The following is a 20793-nucleotide window of genomic DNA, read 5'->3' as shown; positions in this document are numbered from 1 at the left end:
TAAAAGAAGGAAGTCCCGCAATATTATCCAATGGCGACAAGTGGGGATACGAAGGCTAAGGAAAGGCAGGCGGAGGCAGTGGGGGAACAGGGGTTCTCCCAAATGGAGTATCTGCCTTCAGCAATACAGCACTTTTCTTCCGTTTTTTTCCTATAAGCTTTTTAAATCCTATAGCCTTTTTTAAATTATGAAATATTTTATTTAAATTCCGAATTAGATGTAATCCTACTTAATTTTATTTAGAATGATCAATACAAAATCAGAGATCGCTATTACTTCTTCTAGCCCTAGAGTAGATTTTTCGCTTCAAGATGCGGGGGTATTGGTAGGGATTATTGGTAGCCTTTTCGTACTATCTGGTGTCGCAATATCCATCATTACCAAAATCAATAAAATCGTCTTTATCGTTGATGGAATTCAGGAGACATTAAAATTGCATGCTAGCAATGCTGAAAAAATCAAGGATTTAGATAAACGGTTTGACATTCACCTTCAAGATTACGTGAACTACAAAGATGGGAATCTTCTAAGCCACAACGGACTGGAAGAGAAAATAGACCATAAGTGGCAACGCTCTGAAACCGAATTCAACACGATCAAGGTAAGCATAAAAGAGCTTCAAGGATTCTTGATCCGAACGAACGACTTTAAGATGCGCGAGTAACCCTCTGGGGTTCATCTTGAGAAATTTGATTAAGGGTAACAAATTGTCAAAAAAATACACACCTAGGAATGTTTGAATGCACGTTGGAGGTTGGAGGCAATGGTAGAGAAATTGCGCCTAGAAACTGGTATGGCACGTTAAGGGATTCCCTGTAACCCTTAACGTGTCTAGTTTGCAGCCGTTGCAGCACATTAGGGGATTTATTTTATAGCATTTGCAACGGATTTTAGTAGTGTTGCAAGTCGTTGAATCAGGCTGGAACGGCGATTTTACGTTGTTGCCAACGGGTTTGCAGCATCTTACAGGATTTCGGATACAGCGCGTTAGGGGATTGCGTGAACTACCCCAACTTACCGAGTACGGTTGAAGTTGGGGCTTCTGTAATCGCGGGGGAGTGCCTGAACTTAGACTTTCGCCCAAGAACAGGACTTACCTCCCCTCCTACAGCAGAGACGGCTGAACCTTCCGCCTTTATCATTCTGATGCCCTCTGCTCTAATATTTATTGCTGCGTTTCCATCCCTGTCATGATGAGTATTGCAATGAGGACAAGTCCACTCACGGACATCCAATGACAACTCACCGAGTTGATAAAAACTTAATTTGACTCCTCAAACCCTAATGCTCTCTGGACTCTAACTTGTTTGGCCGCAGCGATCGCTTTTTGTAAATCCTCTTTCACTCCAAATTCCTCGCTTTCTTCAAGTGAAGACAATTGAAGTTTCCACTTTTTACCAAATCTTAAAATAGCGTAGCAGTTCATGCAAATCGAAAAATCGCCTTCATCGGGTGAATAATCACCAAAAGCACCTGTTACTGAGTCTGTTCTATATCCACATCCAGCAGGACAATACTGGTTTTGAGTTTTAATGTGTTTCATGTTGCAAACATCTCCACTAATTTATCAGGATAAAACCAATCGGGAACCGTCACCTTCTGCTCTAAAATCAATTCACCACCATCATCATAAATCCCAGACAATTCAGCGTGTGGCAGTGGCTGCCGACCGTTTTTAGATTTACGTTTGATTTGTATAGTTTCCTGATCACGTAGTTCCTTAAATCCTTCAGCGTTACCCGTTGCTGCATTGGTGAAGGCGTGAGCAATGCAGATTAAAAATTCATTGGCCTTCCGAACATCTGTTAGGGAGTGCCGGACAAACTTTTTCACTTCACTCTCACACTCTGGCTGCATAGAAAGCTGAGTTAGTTCGTCCCAAAGCGATTGTATAGGTTTATCATTTTCAGTGCGATCGCTCCAACGTTGCACCGCTTCCATCATCCCGGTAGCGATCGCTTCGTAGTCGTTTCGCTCCCCTACCACCTCACACTCTAGGGGTATTAAATGCTTCCAAGCTTTGATGCGGTTTTTATGTCCGTGGGCATCACATACCAATTCTAGTTTTTGCCCTAAAAGGTGATAGCGACACAGTACGATCGCAGCCGCTAGAGATGACTTACCCGAACCTTGACCCCCAACAAGCCAAATGATTAATCCCTCACTTTTGATTTGACCTTATACGCTTGTGACATACTCCTACACTTACCGCTTGCGGTAAGTGTAGGCTTCCAACAGCCCGATGAAGGGTATGAAGGATTTCCTTCGTGGTACTATCGTCCATAGTTCCAACTATGTCCAGTTTCCCACTACGGCGTTTTATACTGGGGAAAATGCCCAACCCCAGTCTTTTCAAGTTGATTCCGGCATTAATATCACGGTCAACCATCAAAGTATTTTGCTCATCCCAATATTCTCTGATACTGCAATCAGTAAAAATAATCTCATTGCGATAACTAAGAACCATTGAAGTATATTGTGGGTTCTGTGAAATTGCTACAGCACCAGCTTTTGCGGCTATGCACTCCAGAATTTCAAAGAATTGTCCAAATGCACCATCAGCCCATGACTTATTCAGTCCTGACTTAGCAGATTGTCCATTGGGAAGATAGCTTCCATTGTCATCCTGCTTCGTTTTATTACGTCGGGTCAACCCCTTGAGGTTTAAATCCTCGTAGAAGAAAAACCTCTTTCCACTTCTGACAAGCTTGTGGGCTGTTTTGTATTGAAAATCTTTACGACTTCTAGCAATTTTTTGATGCTGTTTAGCTTCACGTTTTGCCAACTTACGCCGAGGTTTAGATCCGCGCTTACGTCTATTTCGTTTGATGGAAATACGGTCTAACTTGGCTTGATTTTTGCGTAATGGCTTTAAAGATGGAAGTTTTTCGCCCTCTGAAGTTGCAAGATAATCATCACCTTGCAACACAGCATCAATGCCCATTGAGTTGTCCCAATTGGGGATAAACTCGGTGGTTTGATTTGGGACGGTTACATCCTCCAATACCATCTGGATGTACCAACCATCAGCCTTTTTTGTGACGCTAACTTGTTTTAGCTTAAATCCGTCAGGTATAGGTCGGTGCATCCGAACCTTAAACATCCCCAATTTGGGCAAACGAATATATAGCCAGTTTTTGCGAATTAACTTTATCCATTCATTGTTGGCGGTTGCAAACGTCATGGTTTTAAAACTTGCCTCAGTTTTGAAACGTGGTTTTCCAGAGCGTTTACCGCTAGAATCCCCAATTACAAAACGCTCAAAAGCTTTATCAACTCGCTTGCAAACATCTTGTAGAACAGTTGAATCTACACTTTTAAAATCGAGTAATTCGCCTGACCATTGCACAACACTCAAGTCTTTTTTGATGATCGGCAACTGGAGCTTCTGACTGTAGTAGTTAGGTCGGTCTAGTAACTCAGGAAGTCTGGTTACAAAGATTGGACAACTATTTACAGCATGGCGGTTATTTTCCCACCAAGAGAAGCGTTCACCCAATTGGCGGTTATACCAGTACCGACAAATTCTCAACCATTCGTTAAGAATTAGTTTTTGACTTGATTCTGGTTCTAGTCGGTACTGGTAGGTTACTTTCATCCTGATAACTGAATGGGTGTTATGATTTAAGGCTAAACTGCTAGAATTTTGAAGCTGTGATAAGCTTATTACGATTATTTTATCGTTTTTTTACGACAAATGCAAGTAATAAGCACACAAGCATTCCTGAAAATCCAGCAAAGAGTTAAAAAGTTGACCGTTAGCGAGTTCTGCGAAAAATGGATACCGCTTTTGTACAACGTCTACCCCGATGACGTTAGATATCGTCGAGCCTGTGTCCAGGAATTGGCAAAGATTGCGGGAGATGCCACGACTTACAACAATATATATAGTAACTGGGTACTTGCCGACAATGAAAAGGGATATCCACGATACATCCGTCCCCTTTTAGAGTTTGCAGATAAGCAATATTCAATCATGCAAACCCTCAATGTTTTGCCTCAGCACAGGCTTGAGTATGATGAAAAAGATTAATATTGCATCGTTTTTTTACGATTATTCGTTGACCCACTCCCAGTAGTGGGTTTTTAATTGGGATATCAACACAGTGTCAACTTAGTAGCGCGATGGAGAAATGACAGCAACTCAAAGGCTGTTCGACATCGGTGCCGATTGGGTAGGCAAGTTTGAGGCTGAGTGCATCTTGGGCATTAGAGAAGCTCAACTGCGAAAAAACACAGCATTGTTGCTGGAGTTAGGAGTGCCTGGATTTGACTACATTCCTTACAGCGATCGCGGATATAGCCGCAAATCAATGGAATGCTTGGTTGAATTTCAAAAACTTGTCAATCTCAAAGGCCGGGTAAGAGCAATTTTAGAAATTTATAATCACATGGAGATTTATTGCAATGACTACAAGTAAAGAAAGGCAAGCGGTCGAGAATGCCAAAAGAGGACAGAGACGACAATCGGAGGTAAATCCGCAGTCATCAGAACTCCCATCTGGCGCGATGAACGACAATCTCATAGCGTTGTCGGTGGATATGAAACGGAACATCAAAAAGGTCATTGTCCATAATGCGATCGCAATGGCAATGCAAGACTTTGCGGCGGGCGACTACGGTGATATAGAAGATGAACTTTTTGCTCAATTCTCAGGGGAGATGTTATCCCCTTTGGAAGCACAATACCAAGCGCTGCTGGAGGGGCGGACACTAAAAGAGATAACGCTACAGCCAGTGCTGCCTGCCTCTTGTGGCGAACCAATTACCTCATCTTCATCCATCTCTTAGGAGTTGAGCAGATGCAGCATCCAGAAGTTGACCACAGCCAAGCCGTCATCGGATGGCAGCCAGTTTATTCCACATCTCACCAACCCAAAGTACAGCAAGGTGGAACGTCATTGTTGCTGTGGGGGGTATGTATAGCAGTCACAGTACTGGCGCTTGGCACAACAGGAGGGCTGCTGTGGAACAAAGCCCAGAAAACCGAAGCCCAAGTAAACGCTGAAATTCAACAGGCATTAGTAGACGATAGAGCGAGGATCTCAGAATGCATAACACAGACAGAGCCAGCGACCAAAAGAGGGCTGCAAACAACTGGGTACAGCAGCCGTCGGTAACTTTTGGCGATAACTATTACTCACCAGTTAAACCCTTTGGTCGCAGGCTCACCGTTCCAGGGGAGGGGATAACCGACAAAGAACGAGATCAGCAATTAGCTAAGTTGCAAAACGTTGGCAACGCTTGGCAGGTCGCTGGCAAACGATTTGAAGTACAAAAACAAATGCACAATGCTCACCAAAAACAATTTGAGGCGATGGGGGCAGGGGTAGCCGCAGCAACATCACTTACCAACGCCTCTACTACATGGAATAAATACCAAGTGGCGGTGGCTGATAATCGTGTTTCTCGCGCCGAAAAGAACACCGCTATCAAGGGCATTGCCATTGAAGTTGAGCGCTTCAATGTCGAGCTTGAGAAAAAACGAGTTAATCTCGACAAAGCCAAGATGGATTTAGAACAGGCGTTGACTGGTAACGCAAAGCAAAGGCTTTCTATTGAAGCTGACAGAGAGTTAGCGATGATTACTGGCACATCTGTCACTGTGACTTTGCCATCGTTTATGCAAGGGCTTTCAGGGCTATTACAGCCAGTGGAAGATATTAAGTTTGATGATTAAGTGCTGGGAGAAAAATTATGACAAAACGAATAATTAACCTTGGTGGGGGTTCTTACCATGCACATATTGAAGGTAATTATGTGCAAGGAAAAGATGGCGTGAAAGAAAGAAAAGTAGAAAAGTCTGCCCAGGTAAACGATGGAGAGGAAGAGGTAATTAATACCAATGGTGCTAATTACGTAGAAAATTTGGGCGGCAAAGTCATTGGTGGTGATGTAATCGTTGAATGATTAAATACTGGACAGCCCTATACCTTTGTTCATTCAGTAGTGCGATCGCTCTTGGCAGATTATGCCTACTACTTGACGCGCACTGGTTTTTAGTGGTGGTTTTGACAGGTGTAGGAATATTCTTTTGGTGTTGGTGGAACGCCAATTTTGGTAATTTACCCCCAATTTCTGACGCCGAAACAATCACCAAATTTGCAGTAATACCAACCGTAATACTTGGATGGATAATCGGCAGAATGTACGCCATTGGTTGATAATCAGCGCCTCAGTTGCGTCTATTGGTGCGGGATTGTCTGCACCAATTTTTTTAATTCCAGCCTCTATGATTGCTGCTGGCATTTCTGGTTGGCTACTTCGTCAAGTAACGGGACTACCCAGAAAATCAGATTTAGTTGCTCGTCAACACCGAGAAAGTTGGCGGCAAGGATTGGAAGCTCAATTTTCAGAAAAATCGGGTGTTCTCTTAACCACAGTTCAGCAGCGTGATGCCGTTGTGCAGCGCAAGGCTATAGAATTACAGTCCAAAGAGAAAGGGCTGATTGAGTGGGAACAGCAACTAGTCGCCGCAGAAGGCAAGCTTACATCTGCACTGCGGGAACAGGAGCAATATTATATTCAGCTTTTGGATGAGGTGCAGAAAGGGGCGATCGCAGAGATTCAAATGCGAGAAAATTCTATCCTAATGCTGCAACAGAAATTTATGGGGCTTGCTAACCGCCCAGATCCTAAGCAGGGGTTTGCGGCGTGGGTCGCACAGCTATTATTGCAGGGGTTGGAGAAGAACGAGGTATTTTGTCAATTAAAAGGATTTTACAAAATCCCAGGACTTCGGGAAGTGTCGGTCTGGGTAGAACTTCAGACAGGGACAACTGCTAAGAAACTAGAGAACATTTCTAAGGAAGTTGGTACCTGGGTAAAAATGGGTGAGCCTACCATCCTCTGGGACGCTGACGAGTGTGTGTATGAGTTTCGCTTTGCGCCAGAAGTTGATAATTATGAAACGAGCTATGAAATAGTCATTGACAATGAATCAGAGTTGCCGAGCGTAGCAGAACCAGACGATCCTAACTGGTTTGTAAATGCGGTTTGTGACAGTAAGTCAGTTCACTTCATGATTCACGGGCCCAGTGGTGGCGGTAAATCGGTGCTAGTGGATAACTTGATGTGCGTGGGAGGTGATGAGCTACACACCAAGACGGGTAAGCAAGTCCGCATCTTTATTGTTGACCCCAAATTTCCCGATTCTGAGTGGACTTATCGCGGTAAGCGACTCAAACCCCAGTATCGCCGTTGGGAGCAGTCCGTTGAGGGAGTCTTGGCAATGCAAGCCGAGGTCAACGACAGGCTTGACATTGCAGCCGAAGCAGCTGAGGCAATTCCACAACACTTATTTGAAGACCCAGACTATATTCTGCCGTTGCCTGAGCGTGACATTGATTTTTGGATTGTGGATGAAGCCGCAGCGCTGCACACTATTTACAAAGAGCAATGCTCAATGGCTTATCGGGGTGTGTTGTGGGTGGGACGATCCAGCCTAGTACGCTGCATTTTGATTGGGCAAAATCCTAATCCTAGTAATTATGGCTTGCAAATTCCCGATCTCAACAACTGCACCCGTTTCTACTTGGGTATCACTGCTCTAGAAGCTCTTGACCGATTTATTAAACCCCCACGAGAAATCAAAGCCAAGCTCAAAGGGCAAATATATGCCCGTCTGCGGATGGTGAAAATGAAGAAGTTACAAGGAATTGCTGAACCTCCAGAGCAGTACTTTGCTCTTGTAGTCAAGGCAAACGAGCCACCTTTTGTAGCACAACTCCCTCCGCCCAAAGCTTATGCTTACGGCGACGGCGAGGCACAATTAGTAGCCCAAACATCAGTTGATATTACCGACCTCGTAGAACGCGCAAGGGTCGAGGAATTAGAACAAAACTTGCGCGACCTTTTAGAATATGCTCGTCAGAAAGAAACGTGGGTTACAGGTAGTGAGTTCCGCCAAAACCGGAATCGTTACAAGCCCACGCAAACGGAAGTCGTCAACTCGTGGATCGAAGAACTTGAAACCAGAGGTTTTGGAGAGTGCGATCGCTCCTCCCGAACGCTCAAATATAGGTATCCCTGCGTTATACACTCAACCACAGAAACTTGATCCAGCGCCTCGTAGTGGTAAAGATTATTCCATCCGCTATGCTGACAACTGGACAGAGATATCCAGGGAGTGTAAGCGGCTTAATAACTACAAATGTTGTTATTCAGGCTGTTGTCAAAAATCCACCCAAACTCACCATGCACTTTACTTTGATAAACTTGGGAGCATCGCAGGTAGAGAAATCGCTGGAGTTCACATTTTCCCACTTTGTGACCAGCACCACGACGAGGCACATAGTAAAAGTAACTGGGTGCGATCGCATTCCAACCCAGTTTTAAATAATCGGAATACGACTAGATTCTATTTAAATTTACGTCAAGGATGGCAGGGGAGGTAAATTGACAATAACGATTAATCCAAAGTTTAAAGTAGGCGATCGCGTCCTCCACAAACGCAGTGGTAAAACTTACACAGTACTGGATCGTGTTCACCACAAAGCCGTTGCAACCCATGCAATCAAAGTTTATGAAGACGGCACAACCTCAACAAGCCCAACAACCATCGCTGAACATTGGATTTACAAATTAGATGACGGCAAAAGCTGGCGGTATGCAGAGAATCTGCTGGAATTGTGTTAAAACGCAAAAAGGAAATTAAACAATGTACTTACTTGACGGTAAAGTTTGTAACTTTATAGATGCTAGATATAAGTATGAAGGACTTAAGGTTAGCGGAGTTGTTTTAAGGTTTACCCAAGCTATTCCTGTTGGTGCGCCGATACCGCCGATAGGTGAATTTATTTTGAAAACCTGGGATACTTTTGGTGTGACTATTGCTAATACTGAAACAGTCCTGGATACTGTCAGACTAAGAGCATTTAATGAGTTAGGTATAAAAAGTCAGCCCTAAACATAAGTATTGAGTACTTCCAGTTCACTCAACCGAAAAGTAGCAATCAAATTCTCCTCCTCTGTGTACGGCGACACCGTTTCTCTTCTCCTGGGAAAATAACACCGTATTTTTTCAATAGCGCTGCTGAACTTGCTGTAATCAGATGGGGTGCGATCGCCCAATTTCACCGCCACGATCCACTCATAGCGTTGCTCTTGCTGGTTATTGAGCAGCATTGAACTGCTAGAAACATTTTTAAACCGATAGATACTCACCTCCACGCCGCCACTCGCGCCGCCTTTGGGTGTAGAGGGCGGTTCAACCCAGATAGCGGGTTGGTTGTTGGCGAAAGTCCCTAGTTCTGCTGCGAGTAAATCAGCGATCGCGCTTCGGAGTTCGGCGGTAGTGTGGATGTGTTGGGGCATGGGTTGAAATCAGTCAAGTGATCTATTTGTTTGGTCGGGCAATGGTGGTATTCCCATCCAGTAATCTGGTTCAGGGTATTCTGTGATACCTGAAATTGAGTAAATAATCCACTCAGCTTCTTGCTCTCCCAAAATCGCATTCAGTTTGCGCCAATAGCCTTGGTAAATTGAACCATCTTTGTACGCAACCAAAACCTCCTCTTTTTCTGAGGGTAATTTGTCACAAACTCGCTGCCAGGATTCACTCATAAGTAATATCACAATGCTTAACTATAGCCTCTGATGCTGCCATCCAAGCTCGTTGAATTGTTTCGGGCAAACTCTCCCATTCGGACATAGGCAGTCCTTGATAAGTTTTCAAATCTGTTGCTTGACGGTAAGCATGATATGCAATTCTTGCCAATTCTTCTGAATTTGACATTAATTAACTCCTTGAATTTGTTTCAATTATCGTTATAGTAATGATGCGATCGCCTAAAGATACCCGTGGACAGCAAGAGAGAACCCAAACAGAGGTAATCCGTGAATTCATTCGTAGTCTTAAAAAGAAAATCAAAAACCAATGAATTGGCAATTATCGGGGTATTGAACCCCTTAATGAGACACGCTCATTGTCCCATGTGGTATTAACTATTTTATGATCTAAGAATCGCAGTCTTCAAAGGAGGAAACATGAAAATAGGCGATACCGTAAAACTTTGCACAGACGATTATCAACTTGATGCTTTCATTTCTGGAGAGGATGAGGACGGTAGAAGCATTGGCTATTGGCTGGTAGACTGTCCTGAAATGAAAATGAAAGGTGGTGTTTTCTGCAAAGAATCAATGCTAATGGACGGCAAATACTACAATTTTGGTAATACAGAATCCTGGATAACCGAAATAGACAGTTCCTTAGAACAAGTAATAGAACTGGTTGATAGCTGGATGAGTGACGATTCGGGATATGATGAGCAAGTGTATCCTGAGATTGAAGCAGCAATGATTGCAAATGACAGAAGAGAAAGCACTATACGTTGAATCGTCGGTGTCGTCGGGCAGTTATCAACCGATGGTTATTCAAACCTATGGCGACAATGTGGTTACGATGTCCGCAGAAGCCGCTAAAACAAGAGCGATCGCAATTCTACAAGCGATCGCTTATGCTGATTCAGAAGCAGTCTTTTTTAAAACGTTAACAGGAATTTCATCAAGCAAAGGATTTGGTAAAATCCCGCCCAAGGATTTGAAAATGGCTATCGGGGTACTGCGAATGATCCGAGATAACAGGCAGTCATTACCCGCAGGTATCAGCGCTATTTTCGGATTCAACACCCAGAAACCATTAGTGGTTTTGGAATGGGATGATGTGAAAATTCAGATGGAAGTGGATACAGTGCTGCACCATGCCACTTGTTTGTTAGAAGCGGCTGAGGCTGCACAGTCCGATAGTTTTCTTTACCAATTTGTAACCAGCAATTTCGATTGTGAGTACAAAGAAGTGGCGGTTTTGATGAAGAACTTTGCACTGCACAGGCAACGCACCCGATTAGAGTCTCATGTTGAGGGGTAGGAGCGATCGCACTATGAATACTAGAGTCTGCCTAGAAAATATTTACTTCAACATTTGCGCTCTACTAAATTGGGCGGTTGACCCTGCAAGAGTATCTTTGTTAGAAACAATTGAGTTAATTGACGCGATCGCTACGGGGATAGAGGTTATAAAAGCCAGAGAATTGCCGTCAATAACTTGTCCTCGTTGCAAGAAAACCAGCTATAATCCTGGCGATATTCTCAATAAATATTGTGGTAATTGCCACGCATGGCATAGTGATTTGGTGGAGGTAGCCAATGGCTTGCTGGGGGATAATTGACGAAAGCAGCGAGTTCTACGAAATATTTAAAACTAACCGCATTCCCATTCGCTCAATTGTTCCTTTCGTGCCGCGAGAATCAGGAATGCCACTGTGTTACATGGTTTTGATGGAAGAGATGCCAAGCCAAGTTATTGAGAGGTTGTCCCGAAAAATATATGAAGCTTGGAAGTCTGAGTGCAAAAATCTTCAAGTTGCACGAGACTACTTAATCAAGTCTGGGCTTCCGCTCAAAACCAGCCATTTCTCCAGTGTGGGAAGCGATGATTATTTTCAAATGCCTTGTGGGGCAGCATTAAACGCCGCTTTGCATTTTGCTCAAAAATCAGGTTTTTGACCGTCAATATACCACACTTTTTTTAATTCCTGCTGATAGTAATTCTGTCGTTCAATCATCCGTTGGTATATTTTCACAAGCGCAAGTTTAACTTCCGATTCAGATAAGTGTTCAACTTGCCGATTAAAGCTACAGATATTAAATTCCTGCTCTCGGCTTAATTGCATTCAAGCATCCTTTTTTACACGAGCAATAAAAAAGCGTCAATCTACCTGATGGCGCTTTGTTTTGGTCACTACAAAAAATTAATGCTAGTATTCACCTAAAGATAGGTCAAATTAATTACAGCCACGCTTCTAACGCTTCAATGCTAAACATCGCCTCATCATTCCTCACCGAATCCCCTGGCGACTATCGCGCCCACCTAGCAGAAATCACAAAATTAGAAAACAACTTCGCCACATTGGCAACGATAGACTTTGGGGAAGTCGAAGCGCTCGTAATTGAATCAGCCAGCGAAGAAATCACCCTGCCGGCAAATTGGGAGAGTGTAACCGCGATCGCCTGTAACGGACAAATTTTTACCCCAACAAGTACCCCAGAATCGCCTCAGCCTGGGGAATTTTTATACAATCCCTATACTAATACAGTGCAGGTAGTCGGTGCGAGTGGGCAAAGTTACCAAGTTTATGGATCAATAAACCAAGTTAATTTTGCCCCGCCGCTACTTCCTCCTCCCTACCCACAGCTATTTACTAACTTGCCGCTCAAGGGAACTATTCAAATTAATTGTCAATTTGAGCAACAGCCTAGTGGACAATTTGAGTTTGAGGTGGTGCTTCCCAAAGGGATAATCCAAAATATCCTCGCCCCAGGCACAGAGATTGACATTTACAATGTGCCTTTGAGAATCAATAGCCTGAGAATTACTGAACTACCAAGAAGTATTTACCCAGATGGGCGGTGTATTGTAACCGCGTCACTGGGCGGCAGGTGGGATAATTATCTGAGTGAACCTTGCTTCTTAAGGGCAGATGGGAAAAACAACCTTCCGAGTAATGTACCTTTTCAAGATCCAGATTGCGTCACAGGCAGCACCACAAGCTCAAGTAATCCCAATATCTCGACGACTATTCAACAGTTACTAGCCAAGATTGGGATTTATTACACTGGTCCTAATCTTGCAGTTGTTCCCATTCCTTCTGGAACATTAGTAGATGCTGTAGTAAATCCAGTGCAACTGATGAGCGATCGCCTCCGAGTCGCAAATTCCTTTGTGCGTTGGAGTAACGCGGCTGCTGTTCAGGTAGTGCCAATTAACAGTATGCGGATATGGAACTATCAAGAATCAGATATCTTGGAGCAGACGGAGACAACTTACGAGGCGATTGGTAAAACAAGTAAACGGCGCTTAACTTCCATTGCCAATCACAATCCGCCATCTCCCGACTTGGTAAACTTCCCCAGTACAGTACAAAGTCCGCCAATACCCCAGTTAACAGGTGAAACCGCAACAGCGCTAGCCTTTGAATATCCCAACACTGAGTTGACGCTAAATCTTCCTGAAACTCAATCGCCAAACTCTTCAGGGCAAGAATCGACGCAAGGACAAACACCGAGGTATGTGCGGCTACCGAGCAAGCGAGAGGAACGGATCGTTGGTGATAAAAATGCGGATTCTCATCTTGAAGGGGTAGATTCAGTTCAACAAATGAGCCTGATTTTTGATATTGGGGGACAAACCAAAACTAGATCTACTACTACAACTGAGGATGGTGCAAAAATCAAGGTAGTTGATGAAATCTGGGGTTTTGCGGCAACGGCGATCGATATGTACAGTTCTGCGATTTATGACCCAGACATTAGTGACTCAATTAAGGGAGTTAGAGGTAATCCCAGTGAGGTTTGGAAATGCATCAAAAAAACCACTACTGATTACACCTACGACTTGGGGACAGGATATCTGCTTTATACCTCTACTTCTGGCTATAATACCGTGCGTTACAAGCAAGAAACGGCAGATGATCCAGAAACTTTGTCGCTGCAAACCTTACCCGCAGATCAAGATCCAACAGACCCCAATCCAGAGCCAACATTTGACCCTGAATATCGATTATACTTGTTCTTTCAGATACCAGTGATCGGACGTACCAGTTATTATCTCAAGTTAATGCCTGAGTATAGTAGCGAAGGCTTATTTGAGTTGGTGAAGGTTTGTAACCGAGATGGTACAAGTACGATGACACCACTGGTTGATCCAGATTATGCGCCGCCCTATTATGTGGAATATGAGAGGACTGAAACTACGGCCTTTGCCAGTACACCCAATCCAGGCAATGAGGGTGTAACTCTTGTCGCACCTGATCCAAAAGGTGATGGTAAAAGTCCAGATCCTAATGCGAACGAGGTTGAAAAATATTTACCAGATTTAATTGTGGGTGAAGAGTCCCGCTTTGAATCCCTTATTCAAGTCACACCAGCGACTTATGAGCAAACGCTGACGGGATTTGATAATGGGTTCCCAATTTACAAGCAGGGAGCGGAGATTACACCGCAGAAATGGGTCAAATACATCAAACAATTCAAAGCCCAAGGACAGGCGATCGCAACTGCCTTAGAGCAAATTTCCATCGAAGAAGGCGCAGGAGAGTTGCCTGTTGCTACTAGAAGGGCGAATCTTTACACCAAAGAACAACCCGCGCCAAGTCCATCTCAATCGACTCAAATACCACAACAGCAATATCGCTACTTCTTGCAAACTGCGGGATATACGGCAGCAAATCCCATACAGGGAACCGAGAATTTCCCTGTTGCTCAAACTTTTCAGCAAGCGCTGATCGCGGCTAAATGCAAGCTAGCGATTGAAAATTGGCGAAATGGGTTTACGGAAACGTTGCAGATTGCTGGAAATTTGCAAATTAGGGAGGGCGATCGCTTTAATTACCTTTGCAATGGTGAATTTCGCCAACGGGTAATTTTAGGGGTGCAGACTACCTTAAATATTTTGGGAGCGATTAATGGTGTACCCAAGGTAACAGCCACTACTTCCCTCACTCTGGGGCGGTGGGTGATGCCTAACCTCACTTATAGTAAAATAGCTGTACCCAAGGAGCCAAAAGCGCCAGGGTATAATATTACCGTGACAAATGTGATTAGTGCTGAATTAGGATCGATGATTGATTGGGCAAAAGTACAAAGTCGCAGGAATCCAAACCCTTAATTAACATGACGCTAACGCTAACTAATTGTGTTGAAACTGAAGAGGCTTTTGAGATTAACGAAAATTTTGAGAGGATCGTAATTTACGCCAAAGTAAAGACAGTTGCAATAATTAATAGACAAATAGTAACAACATTAGTTCATCCATTGAGCATGGATTTGACTAAAAAGAGCATACAAAATAATCTACTTATTATTGGTGATTATTGCTTTCCCAAGGAAGAGATAGAAGAAATAACCCACAACTTAGACGAAATAGTAGATTTCTTTGTCAACGGTAAACCTGGAGAAAAAGTAATTGGGAATGGCGAAATTAAATCATCTTTGATAACTATAATCAAAAATCAATGAAGGCGATCGCTCTTGAATTTAAGAATTAGTGGCTTTGCCGCTCGTCCACTTAGCAGCCCCTCTGAGTGCATACCAGATAAACTGGATTCTCCATTGCTACTCCCCGTCCATTAAAAATTATTCTATCACAAATGTATACAATAGCAAAAGTTGCCGAGCCTTGGGCGAAACTCTTCCCCAAAATTACTGAAAATGACACTAGCGTTGAAGTAACTGTAAGAGGGCAGAGTTTTACTATCGAGATTCCAAAAAAAACTAATCAGATCACGTCCAATAGGAGTTTATCATACCATTAGGTCAAACTTGAAATCATAGAATTTTGCTAGAAAATAACTACTCCAAAGTTACTACAAGCTTGAGATAAATCATAAATCTTTTGGTTGGCTGGTATTTTTACTCTATTTATTTTAGAAGGAGAAGGTATTGGATTATAGTTATGATCTATTCTTGCTGGTCCGGATACTAATAAAGTTTTCTTTTTCAAAAATAATTCATTATCTGCTGGAAACGAGAAGGATTTCCCGCCCGTAAAAGTAGAGGGGACAGTGATAACAGTTAAACCCTTGTTTATAGTAAATGTTTTTATAGATGCATCTATCAAAGGAAAATTTGCTGAACTACTGTAAGTAAAAATTTTTGCTCCTATAGGATTTTGATGCAAAGACATATAAATTTGGCTTTTATTATCAAGTAAAAAATTAATGGCGCTGCATCCGCCCCCAGCTAGCTGAATCCCTACACCAGATCCAACGGTATATAAATATTCTGTTTCAAATGTAGAAATCGTCGTTTTTTTAATTCCATTAGTAACAATAACTGGCATTAAAAATCGCAAAAGAATCACTGTTGCTGCGTATCCCAGAGAGCCTATATCATTAATATTAGAGCCAGGGTCAGTAAAAGATGTATTCCAGGTAATATCTAGAACTTTATTTGCACTATCTATGTCAGCACAATTAATAATTGGTGTCTGGTAAAATCCATCTATCCTAAGAGGGCTATCGCTATAAAATAAACCATTAAATTCCCCCTGATAGCTGCCTCCAGGATAGTTAATCACAAAACTAGAATTAATATCTCCAGCGACAGGCGCACCAGCAGTACCGTATTGAATAAACTTTACCCTAATATTAGTCCAATACCTACCTAGTGAAAAAGTCAAATGGCGGCTATTTGGAGTAAATACATCTATTGTTTTTTGTGGCGACTCATTGTTAATTAATAAAAAGGCCGATTTAAATGCTCGTAGTGAATTTAAGCCCGTTTTTCTATATTCAATAATTATTTTGTTGCTGATATTTTGGGTATCGGCTTTTTCCCCCACTAAATACCAATTACCCTTGTCAGTAAGTAGTGCGATCGCCTCTCCTGATTTTAAGTCAGTCAAGTAAGTTGCACTAACATCAGCACCGTTAATTTTGAGATTTATAGCCTGCCTTGCGCTACCCTTGGGAACACTGACAGGAATCATGTTGGCGATCGTGAATAGGCTTTTAAGTTGGCGATCGGTTATTATGTTCATCTAAACCCACCAAAGCTGTACTATGAACGAAAAAACCATTGACGATACCACTTACTTTTACAACGAACTTGGCTATATTCTCCGCACAGAAACCAAATTCGAGCGCACTGGATATTCAGAGGTGAAAGAGTTTCAATTGGCAGAACATCCATATAGTCCAGGGCATTACTATGTAAAATCAGAAAAACTTGCTTTTGAAGATCCAGAACGCTATAACTCTGGATTTCAAGAGATAGTAACAAGTATCATACAGGAATTTTCCTATACTAAATACGTCAAAAAGCAAGATAATTGGGGTGTTAAAGAATGGGTTGAAAACGTAGACGGCATACCTCCTTTAGCTTCGCGGATTGATCTGTTTGGACAACAGACGTACAGCGTAACACCGTCAGCAGAAGTGGGTTTTCAGCGCACACCTGGATTAGCGCCAGATATTGCTCAAAAAGTTAGAGAAGATGTTCAACTTCCTTGAGCTTGGAGTCCCCCACCAAATCATGGTCATTGACCGCGATTGGAATTCAGCACTGAATCTTTTAAAGCGTGGGTCGGCGGTTGGACTACCGATTCCTGGCTATGGAGGCTTAGGGGATACCCAGCCCATGAAGCAGCAAATCTCATTTGTGAATCTGATCTGAGATGCTCCCGCTACACCGCTTGCGGTTAGCGGGAGAGTTGTCACGACCTTTAAGTCGGGGAGTGTCAAGCTCCCGTGCTGTGAAAGTTAAAATTATCACTTATGTGTGTTATCCTTTCTTTGGTATTTATATCATGATCTTTATAAATATTTGTTAATTGTTTATCAGACCAGTTGTAGCGATAATAAGCAATTGATTCTGGAGTAAGTACAAACAAAGAGTTTATTTCAATCAGGTCTAAAATTAAATTTGTATCATGATTTATTAAAATATCTTTCCATAATATTTTGTTACGTTCAATTAGTTTGTTTAAGATTTGTTTTGAAAATAAAAAACAATTAGTTTGATATTTTATTCCTACTTTTAATTCAGCAAGCAAATTATTGTTTGGTATTTTTTTAAATATTTCATGTGATTCTAGAACATAAGTTGTACCGATTAATACATCGCTTGTAGATAAATAAGGTCTTTGTTTTTCTAATTTATCCATAGCCAAGTAATCGTCTGAATCAAGGTATTGTATCCAATCTCCTTTTGCTAAATTAAATAATTCATTATAGGTTTCTGTAAATCCTTTGTGTTTTCTTCGATGAATTTTAATAGGGTATTCTTTAGCAATACTTAATGTATTGTCGGTACTGCCATCGTCTAACAATATTATTTCTTTTTCTACATTTTGAATAAGTGCAGATTCAATACACTGTTTCAAATGCGTTTGACTATTGAAACAAGGTATTAAAATACTAATCATTTTTAACAAACACCCAGCCATTGTTCCCTAATGTTCCGGTAGAATCTATACCTATCCAATAAGAAAAGGTAGTAGAACCATAACCTGTCTGAATTTGAAGATGAATATACATAACTCCAGAAGTAGGACTTTGGGTAGGAGGATTCGTAGTGGGAGGATTTCCACTAGATGTCATTACCAAATTACTTGCACCACTATCGGCACCGCCACTAAATTGAATCCATCGCCCTACTGTATCGGTAGGTGAAACTATGCTTGGCAGATTTTCTGTAGTAGTAGCCGCCGCCACGTATCTGTACCATGCCGGAATTCCGTCACCGCGATCGCCTACAGCCAAGAACCCACCATCTACTCTTTTCGGGGTAGATGTGCTATTCAGTGCTTTTAAAGTGGCGATATTAGCAACGGATAGTCCACCGCTACTATCACGACTAAATTGAAACCATCTACCTGTAGTATCGGTAGGTGAAACTATGTTTGGTAACGACTCCGTATCAGTAGCCGCCGCCACGTATCTATACCATGCTGGCGTTGCATCACCACGATCGCCTACTGCTAAAAATACGCCATCAACTCTTTTAGGATCTGATGTAGCGTTTAGTGCTTTGAGCGCGGCAATAGTGGGAACAAACAGGGCGGTATAAATAAATGACATTTCAGCACCTAAAGGGACATGACGTTTCCACTGGAATCGACCAAAACCGAACCATTGCTATCCGTCAAGATAGCATTAAAATTACTTCCTTCCGGGACAGGTATACTGAAGGTTAGATAACTGTTAACACCTGTACCTGTATCAACTACTGTGGCTGATTCCCCAGCACCCAAAATAGTTATTACGGGGTTTACCTCAATTTGTGGGAGTTCTAATCCGCCCTCTCGCTCTTTGATACAAGGCGGTGAGGCGTGACTAATTGAGGTAATTTGGTTGCCATCATAAACGAAACTATACGCCACACGGTAATTAGTGGCGGGGAAATTACCTGTAATACTAGGTGCGATCGCTGCCAGTCCAGGCGCAAATAATGAAAAATCAGCCGCCGGCGTAGGAAGCGCCATAACTACACCCGCAGTCCAATTACTAATTGTAAATTGTTGTGAAGTAGCAGCCACTACCCCAAAACCAGAAAAGCGGCGAATTTCTAAAGTATCCTGCCTTTGTAAGTATATATTGACACCAAACCCATTAAACGCTCCTTCGCTGTTCCCCTTGATTACATCTGGATAATCAGCGCGGATCGTACCCACACCATCAGAATCACAGGGATAGGAAAGCGTGAGAGTAGCACCCGCAGTAATTGCTACATAACTACTCCATTCCCCTGCAACGCTTTCCCCCGCCACTGTAGAAACGATCGCTCTTATCGCCTCACTTGCAGAGGGTTCATAACTAGGCAAATCTGTGAATACAGAGGCGTTGCCATTGATGACAACTTTCTGTCCGGAGGTATTGGGTTGCAATCCGCCAAAAGTGCGGCGCGGTTTTTCAGGGAAGTCGTAACTAGCGATTAAAACGCATCCTGAAAGAACATCGTAACTTAACCCCGTACCCGGAACCACCCGATAGCGATCGCCAATATCATACACAATCCCACTTGGGAACAATTTTCCCAATGGGTTGTAGTCCCCCGACTGGATACGGGTAGTTGGAAATACGCCAATTACATCTTTGACACCAAATTCAGCTACTGAGAAGAAGGGTTTTATTGCCAGGGCGATCGCCTCCCCTGGCTGTAAGTCATCAATAGTGATAAACGGGGTGGTTAGTTTCGGTGTCCAGGGAAAGAATGCACCAAGATTCGGGAAGTCGCGCCCGTTACTATCTTGAGTTCTAATACTGCCATCGGGCTCGACAAAGCCGATGAATTTTACCATCACCAACCCGGAAAGCAAGTCGGGGCTGCGCTTGTTGTTGTATTCCAACTCAATCCCGAATTCTGTACCCGCCGGGAGTGCATTGGGCAAATCGTTGTAAATCCAGTATTTTGCTTCCCAACTGGGGAGAAACTTACTGAGGGTTTCGCCTGGGTATGTCGGTGTGGGGATTACAGTTACTGGTTTAATTGAAGAGATAGTGCGATCGCACCCCACACCTGTAATAGTATCGCTTACGTAAGTTGATGCGCCGCCAATTCTTACCCATCTGCCAAGCGGCAATGGAAGTGCAAGGGGTATATCCGAAAGCAAAATAACATCTGGGCTGGCATTTGGTGGACTTGGATCGAGACTTGAATCGGCACGATTTTCATACCACATTGCCACATCTATTACCCATCTCACCTGCCCATCTAACTTATCCGCACCACTGGGAAGCTCCTCTACAGTTGCAACTGAGGGAGCGAGCAATAGTTTTGAATCTCGATCCAACTCTAGTGTAGTTGGTAAAACGGTTTTTACTGATTGTGACTCAATTCCCACACCCCATTGATACCCAGGCACACGCGCAATTTGGACGTGAGTTGAAGGATCGTTGGTTGCCCCTGCCGATATCGCAAAATAATGTACATCCCAACCGTCGGGTATTACCGGGATGGTGATGATGATTTTTTGATTCGTGGTATAGGTGATTTGGGCGCTGACGGAGGGGGTATTAAAACCAGCGCGGTTTTGTAATTGGAAGGAAAAGTAGCAACTGCCTGCGGTGAGAGTGCCACCACTGGCAGTTGCTACTGAGAACATTGGGCAGATTTGACCCACTCCGGCGTATTGCGATCGCATTAAATTTGTTTTTTTATAATAATTGATCGATGCCACAAACTAAGGATACTAGGGAAGCGATTAAGAAGGCTTTAGAGGCGATGGCACCGAGAACGCCGGTGCCATCGCCTCTAAACAAGATCGCATTAATCAACAGAAGAGAGGATCTGATT

General features: G+C 43.0%; 32 protein-coding genes and 1 pseudogene. 21 read left to right on the top strand and 12 right to left on the bottom strand.

Going from position 1 to position 20793, the window contains the following annotated elements; translation table 11 throughout:
- The first annotated feature begins 244 nt into the window (after positions 1-244).
- Positions 245-664, top strand: a complete 420-nt coding sequence (locus HWQ38_RS10040) for a hypothetical protein (RefSeq protein ID WP_292792803.1) — start codon at positions 245-247, stop codon at positions 662-664.
- A gap of 232 nt (positions 665-896) precedes the next feature.
- Positions 897-1031: a hypothetical protein gene (locus tag HWQ38_RS10035; RefSeq protein WP_292792801.1), complete on the top strand. Its 135-nt coding sequence runs from the start codon at positions 897-899 to the stop codon at positions 1029-1031.
- Here HWQ38_RS10035 and HWQ38_RS10030 read toward each other — a convergent pair.
- From HWQ38_RS10030 to HWQ38_RS10015, 4 genes and pseudogenes are all read right to left on the bottom strand, one after another.
- Positions 1005-1259 (bottom strand): annotated as a pseudogene (locus tag HWQ38_RS10030) (zinc ribbon domain-containing protein); the annotation flags it as partial. The gene HWQ38_RS10035 and the pseudogene HWQ38_RS10030 sit on opposite strands and share 27 nt — an antisense overlap.
- Positions 1260-1261: 2 nt before the next feature.
- On the bottom strand, positions 1262-1543 hold the full coding sequence (locus HWQ38_RS10025; protein ID WP_292792799.1) for a hypothetical protein: 282 nt from the start codon (positions 1541-1543) through the stop codon (positions 1262-1264).
- A complete protein-coding gene (locus HWQ38_RS10020; RefSeq protein ID WP_292792797.1) occupies positions 1540-2058 on the bottom strand; it encodes a hypothetical protein in 519 nt (172 codons plus the stop codon). Before HWQ38_RS10020 ends, HWQ38_RS10025 begins: the two co-directional genes overlap by 4 nt.
- Positions 2059-2161: 103 nt before the next feature.
- Positions 2162-3598 (bottom strand): transposase, encoded by a 1437-nt coding sequence (locus HWQ38_RS10015; protein ID WP_292792795.1) that lies wholly within the window; start codon positions 3596-3598, stop codon positions 2162-2164.
- Positions 3599-3697: 99 nt separating this feature from the next.
- Here HWQ38_RS10015 and HWQ38_RS10010 point away from each other — a divergent pair, with 99 nt between their 5' ends.
- The 11 genes from HWQ38_RS10010 (at position 3698) to HWQ38_RS09960 (ending at position 8908) form a co-directional block, all read left to right on the top strand.
- The gene (locus HWQ38_RS10010; RefSeq protein ID WP_292792794.1) at positions 3698-4033 is read left to right on the top strand and encodes a hypothetical protein; all 336 of its coding nucleotides are present in this window, start codon (positions 3698-3700) and stop codon (positions 4031-4033) included.
- A gap of 100 nt (positions 4034-4133) precedes the next feature.
- Positions 4134-4421, top strand: coding sequence for a hypothetical protein (locus HWQ38_RS10005; RefSeq protein WP_292792792.1), 288 nt, complete (start codon positions 4134-4136; stop codon positions 4419-4421).
- Positions 4408-4791: a hypothetical protein gene (locus tag HWQ38_RS10000; RefSeq protein ID WP_292792790.1), complete on the top strand. Its 384-nt coding sequence runs from the start codon at positions 4408-4410 to the stop codon at positions 4789-4791. Before HWQ38_RS10005 ends, HWQ38_RS10000 begins: the two co-directional genes overlap by 14 nt.
- Positions 4792-4802: 11 nt before the next feature.
- The gene (locus tag HWQ38_RS09995; RefSeq protein WP_292792788.1) at positions 4803-5120 is read left to right on the top strand and encodes a hypothetical protein; all 318 of its coding nucleotides are present in this window, start codon (positions 4803-4805) and stop codon (positions 5118-5120) included.
- Positions 5051-5680, top strand: a complete 630-nt coding sequence (locus HWQ38_RS09990; protein WP_292792786.1) for a hypothetical protein — start codon at positions 5051-5053, stop codon at positions 5678-5680. Before HWQ38_RS09995 ends, HWQ38_RS09990 begins: the two co-directional genes overlap by 70 nt.
- Positions 5681-5697: 17 nt before the next feature.
- Positions 5698-5910: a hypothetical protein gene (locus HWQ38_RS09985; protein ID WP_292792784.1), complete on the top strand. Its 213-nt coding sequence runs from the start codon at positions 5698-5700 to the stop codon at positions 5908-5910.
- Positions 5907-6164 (top strand): hypothetical protein, encoded by a 258-nt coding sequence (locus HWQ38_RS09980; protein ID WP_292792782.1) that lies wholly within the window; start codon positions 5907-5909, stop codon positions 6162-6164. The genes HWQ38_RS09985 and HWQ38_RS09980 overlap by 4 nt, the downstream gene beginning before the upstream one ends.
- Positions 6131-8059 carry a hypothetical protein gene (locus tag HWQ38_RS09975; protein WP_292792780.1) on the top strand — a complete coding sequence of 643 codons (1929 nt, stop codon included), beginning with the start codon at positions 6131-6133 and terminating at the stop codon, positions 8057-8059. Before HWQ38_RS09980 ends, HWQ38_RS09975 begins: the two co-directional genes overlap by 34 nt.
- Positions 7968-8396, top strand: coding sequence for a hypothetical protein (locus tag HWQ38_RS09970; RefSeq protein ID WP_292792778.1), 429 nt, complete (start codon positions 7968-7970; stop codon positions 8394-8396). Before HWQ38_RS09975 ends, HWQ38_RS09970 begins: the two co-directional genes overlap by 92 nt.
- Position 8397: 1 nt before the next feature.
- The gene (locus HWQ38_RS09965) at positions 8398-8637 is read left to right on the top strand and encodes a hypothetical protein (RefSeq protein ID WP_292792776.1); all 240 of its coding nucleotides are present in this window, start codon (positions 8398-8400) and stop codon (positions 8635-8637) included.
- A gap of 22 nt (positions 8638-8659) precedes the next feature.
- Positions 8660-8908, top strand: a complete 249-nt coding sequence (locus HWQ38_RS09960; RefSeq protein ID WP_292792774.1) for a hypothetical protein — start codon at positions 8660-8662, stop codon at positions 8906-8908.
- Here the strand turns inward: HWQ38_RS09960 and HWQ38_RS09955 are convergent.
- The 3 genes from HWQ38_RS09955 to HWQ38_RS09945 are packed head-to-tail and all read right to left on the bottom strand — an operon-like array spanning position 8905 to position 9736.
- Positions 8905-9315 carry a hypothetical protein gene (locus tag HWQ38_RS09955; RefSeq protein ID WP_292792771.1) on the bottom strand — a complete coding sequence of 137 codons (411 nt, stop codon included), beginning with the start codon at positions 9313-9315 and terminating at the stop codon, positions 8905-8907. The two genes, HWQ38_RS09960 and HWQ38_RS09955, sit on opposite strands and share 4 nt — an antisense overlap.
- Positions 9316-9324: 9 nt before the next feature.
- Positions 9325-9564 carry a hypothetical protein gene (locus tag HWQ38_RS09950; protein ID WP_292792769.1) on the bottom strand — a complete coding sequence of 80 codons (240 nt, stop codon included), beginning with the start codon at positions 9562-9564 and terminating at the stop codon, positions 9325-9327.
- On the bottom strand, positions 9557-9736 hold the full coding sequence (locus tag HWQ38_RS09945; protein ID WP_292792767.1) for a hypothetical protein: 180 nt from the start codon (positions 9734-9736) through the stop codon (positions 9557-9559). Before HWQ38_RS09945 ends, HWQ38_RS09950 begins: the two co-directional genes overlap by 8 nt.
- 251 nt (positions 9737-9987) lie before the next feature.
- Here HWQ38_RS09945 and HWQ38_RS09940 point away from each other — a divergent pair, with 251 nt between their 5' ends.
- The 4 genes from HWQ38_RS09940 to HWQ38_RS09925 are packed head-to-tail and all read left to right on the top strand — an operon-like array spanning position 9988 to position 11505.
- Positions 9988-10335 (top strand): hypothetical protein, encoded by a 348-nt coding sequence (locus tag HWQ38_RS09940; protein WP_292792765.1) that lies wholly within the window; start codon positions 9988-9990, stop codon positions 10333-10335.
- Positions 10307-10867 carry a hypothetical protein gene (locus HWQ38_RS09935; RefSeq protein WP_292792764.1) on the top strand — a complete coding sequence of 187 codons (561 nt, stop codon included), beginning with the start codon at positions 10307-10309 and terminating at the stop codon, positions 10865-10867. Before HWQ38_RS09940 ends, HWQ38_RS09935 begins: the two co-directional genes overlap by 29 nt.
- 13 nt (positions 10868-10880) lie before the next feature.
- Positions 10881-11168, top strand: coding sequence for a hypothetical protein (locus HWQ38_RS09930; RefSeq protein ID WP_292792763.1), 288 nt, complete (start codon positions 10881-10883; stop codon positions 11166-11168).
- Positions 11146-11505: a hypothetical protein gene (locus HWQ38_RS09925; RefSeq protein WP_292792762.1), complete on the top strand. Its 360-nt coding sequence runs from the start codon at positions 11146-11148 to the stop codon at positions 11503-11505. Before HWQ38_RS09930 ends, HWQ38_RS09925 begins: the two co-directional genes overlap by 23 nt.
- Here HWQ38_RS09925 and HWQ38_RS09920 read toward each other — a convergent pair.
- The gene (locus tag HWQ38_RS09920; protein WP_292792761.1) at positions 11487-11672 is read right to left on the bottom strand and encodes an NblA-related protein; all 186 of its coding nucleotides are present in this window, start codon (positions 11670-11672) and stop codon (positions 11487-11489) included. The genes HWQ38_RS09925 and HWQ38_RS09920 overlap by 19 nt on opposite strands.
- A 140-nt stretch (positions 11673-11812) precedes the next feature.
- On the opposite strand from HWQ38_RS09920, the gene HWQ38_RS09915 reads away from it, so the two are divergent.
- Entirely contained in the window at positions 11813-14665 is a 2853-nt protein-coding gene (locus HWQ38_RS09915) for a hypothetical protein (RefSeq protein WP_292792760.1), read from the top strand.
- A 5-nt stretch (positions 14666-14670) separates the two neighbouring features.
- Positions 14671-15015: a hypothetical protein gene (locus HWQ38_RS09910; RefSeq protein WP_292792758.1), complete on the top strand. Its 345-nt coding sequence runs from the start codon at positions 14671-14673 to the stop codon at positions 15013-15015.
- A 322-nt stretch (positions 15016-15337) separates the two neighbouring features.
- Here HWQ38_RS09910 and HWQ38_RS09905 read toward each other — a convergent pair whose 3' ends face one another.
- Positions 15338-16486, bottom strand: a complete 1149-nt coding sequence (locus tag HWQ38_RS09905) for a hypothetical protein (RefSeq protein WP_292792756.1) — start codon at positions 16484-16486, stop codon at positions 15338-15340.
- Positions 16487-16559: 73 nt separating this feature from the next.
- On the opposite strand from HWQ38_RS09905, the gene HWQ38_RS09900 reads away from it, so the two are divergent.
- Together HWQ38_RS09900 and HWQ38_RS09895 are read left to right on the top strand one after the other, a co-directional pair.
- A complete protein-coding gene (locus HWQ38_RS09900; RefSeq protein ID WP_292792754.1) occupies positions 16560-17009 on the top strand; it encodes a hypothetical protein in 450 nt (149 codons plus the stop codon).
- Positions 17010-17031: 22 nt separating this feature from the next.
- Positions 17032-17172 (top strand): hypothetical protein, encoded by a 141-nt coding sequence (locus HWQ38_RS09895; protein WP_292792752.1) that lies wholly within the window; start codon positions 17032-17034, stop codon positions 17170-17172.
- A gap of 64 nt (positions 17173-17236) precedes the next feature.
- Here the strand turns inward: HWQ38_RS09895 and HWQ38_RS09890 are convergent, their stop codons facing one another.
- Genes HWQ38_RS09890 through HWQ38_RS09880 form a run of 3 tightly spaced genes read right to left on the bottom strand, consistent with a single transcriptional unit; the run spans position 17237 to position 20641 of the window.
- On the bottom strand, positions 17237-17944 hold the full coding sequence (locus HWQ38_RS09890) for a glycosyltransferase family 2 protein (protein WP_292792750.1): 708 nt from the start codon (positions 17942-17944) through the stop codon (positions 17237-17239).
- A complete protein-coding gene (locus HWQ38_RS09885; protein ID WP_292792748.1) occupies positions 17916-18578 on the bottom strand; it encodes a hypothetical protein in 663 nt (220 codons plus the stop codon). The genes HWQ38_RS09890 and HWQ38_RS09885 overlap by 29 nt, the downstream gene beginning before the upstream one ends.
- Before the next feature lie 8 nt (positions 18579-18586).
- Complete coding sequence (locus HWQ38_RS09880) at positions 18587-20641, bottom strand: hypothetical protein (protein WP_292792746.1); 2055 nt, start codon at positions 20639-20641, stop codon at positions 18587-18589.
- Positions 20642-20793 lie beyond the last annotated feature (152 nt).

The organism is Nostoc sp. NMS7 (genome assembly GCF_017115085.1).
In the GTDB taxonomy this organism is placed as follows: domain Bacteria; phylum Cyanobacteriota; class Cyanobacteriia; order Cyanobacteriales; family Nostocaceae; genus Nostoc.
The sequence above is the reverse complement of the archived record's forward strand: the minus strand, read 5'-3'. Positions and strand labels throughout refer to the sequence as shown.

What these genes read in the sequence shown, in the direction of transcription:
- HWQ38_RS10040 (WP_292792803.1), top strand. Translation starts at nt 245, where the DNA reads ATGATCAATACAAAATCAGAGATCGCTATTACTTCTTCTAGCCCTAGA.
- HWQ38_RS10025 (WP_292792799.1), bottom strand. Translation starts at nt 1,543, where the DNA reads ATGAAACACATTAAAACTCAAAACCAGTATTGTCCTGCTGGATGTGGA.
- HWQ38_RS10015 (WP_292792795.1), bottom strand. Translation starts at nt 3,598, where the DNA reads ATGAAAGTAACCTACCAGTACCGACTAGAACCAGAATCAAGTCAAAAA.
- HWQ38_RS10010 (WP_292792794.1), top strand. Translation starts at nt 3,698, where the DNA reads ATGCAAGTAATAAGCACACAAGCATTCCTGAAAATCCAGCAAAGAGTT.
- HWQ38_RS10005 (WP_292792792.1), top strand. Translation starts at nt 4,134, where the DNA reads ATGACAGCAACTCAAAGGCTGTTCGACATCGGTGCCGATTGGGTAGGC.
- HWQ38_RS10000 (WP_292792790.1), top strand. Translation starts at nt 4,408, where the DNA reads ATGACTACAAGTAAAGAAAGGCAAGCGGTCGAGAATGCCAAAAGAGGA.
- HWQ38_RS09995 (WP_292792788.1), top strand. Translation starts at nt 4,803, where the DNA reads ATGCAGCATCCAGAAGTTGACCACAGCCAAGCCGTCATCGGATGGCAG.
- HWQ38_RS09990 (WP_292792786.1), top strand. Translation starts at nt 5,051, where the DNA reads ATGCATAACACAGACAGAGCCAGCGACCAAAAGAGGGCTGCAAACAAC.
- HWQ38_RS09985 (WP_292792784.1), top strand. Translation starts at nt 5,698, where the DNA reads ATGACAAAACGAATAATTAACCTTGGTGGGGGTTCTTACCATGCACAT.
- HWQ38_RS09980 (WP_292792782.1), top strand. Translation starts at nt 5,907, where the DNA reads ATGATTAAATACTGGACAGCCCTATACCTTTGTTCATTCAGTAGTGCG.
- HWQ38_RS09975 (WP_292792780.1), top strand. Translation starts at nt 6,131, where the DNA reads ATGGATAATCGGCAGAATGTACGCCATTGGTTGATAATCAGCGCCTCA.
- HWQ38_RS09960 (WP_292792774.1), top strand. Translation starts at nt 8,660, where the DNA reads ATGTACTTACTTGACGGTAAAGTTTGTAACTTTATAGATGCTAGATAT.
- HWQ38_RS09955 (WP_292792771.1), bottom strand. Translation starts at nt 9,315, where the DNA reads ATGCCCCAACACATCCACACTACCGCCGAACTCCGAAGCGCGATCGCT.
- HWQ38_RS09950 (WP_292792769.1), bottom strand. Translation starts at nt 9,564, where the DNA reads ATGAGTGAATCCTGGCAGCGAGTTTGTGACAAATTACCCTCAGAAAAA.
- HWQ38_RS09945 (WP_292792767.1), bottom strand. Translation starts at nt 9,736, where the DNA reads ATGTCAAATTCAGAAGAATTGGCAAGAATTGCATATCATGCTTACCGT.
- HWQ38_RS09940 (WP_292792765.1), top strand. Translation starts at nt 9,988, where the DNA reads ATGAAAATAGGCGATACCGTAAAACTTTGCACAGACGATTATCAACTT.
- HWQ38_RS09935 (WP_292792764.1), top strand. Translation starts at nt 10,307, where the DNA reads ATGACAGAAGAGAAAGCACTATACGTTGAATCGTCGGTGTCGTCGGGC.
- HWQ38_RS09930 (WP_292792763.1), top strand. Translation starts at nt 10,881, where the DNA reads ATGAATACTAGAGTCTGCCTAGAAAATATTTACTTCAACATTTGCGCT.
- HWQ38_RS09925 (WP_292792762.1), top strand. Translation starts at nt 11,146, where the DNA reads ATGGCTTGCTGGGGGATAATTGACGAAAGCAGCGAGTTCTACGAAATA.
- HWQ38_RS09920 (WP_292792761.1), bottom strand. Translation starts at nt 11,672, where the DNA reads ATGCAATTAAGCCGAGAGCAGGAATTTAATATCTGTAGCTTTAATCGG.
- HWQ38_RS09915 (WP_292792760.1), top strand. Translation starts at nt 11,813, where the DNA reads ATGCTAAACATCGCCTCATCATTCCTCACCGAATCCCCTGGCGACTAT.
- HWQ38_RS09910 (WP_292792758.1), top strand. Translation starts at nt 14,671, where the DNA reads ATGACGCTAACGCTAACTAATTGTGTTGAAACTGAAGAGGCTTTTGAG.
- HWQ38_RS09905 (WP_292792756.1), bottom strand. Translation starts at nt 16,486, where the DNA reads ATGATTCCTGTCAGTGTTCCCAAGGGTAGCGCAAGGCAGGCTATAAAT.
- HWQ38_RS09900 (WP_292792754.1), top strand. Translation starts at nt 16,560, where the DNA reads ATGAACGAAAAAACCATTGACGATACCACTTACTTTTACAACGAACTT.
- HWQ38_RS09895 (WP_292792752.1), top strand. Translation starts at nt 17,032, where the DNA reads ATGGTCATTGACCGCGATTGGAATTCAGCACTGAATCTTTTAAAGCGT.
- HWQ38_RS09890 (WP_292792750.1), bottom strand. Translation starts at nt 17,944, where the DNA reads ATGGCTGGGTGTTTGTTAAAAATGATTAGTATTTTAATACCTTGTTTC.
- HWQ38_RS09885 (WP_292792748.1), bottom strand. Translation starts at nt 18,578, where the DNA reads ATGTCATTTATTTATACCGCCCTGTTTGTTCCCACTATTGCCGCGCTC.
- HWQ38_RS09880 (WP_292792746.1), bottom strand. Translation starts at nt 20,641, where the DNA reads ATGCGATCGCAATACGCCGGAGTGGGTCAAATCTGCCCAATGTTCTCA.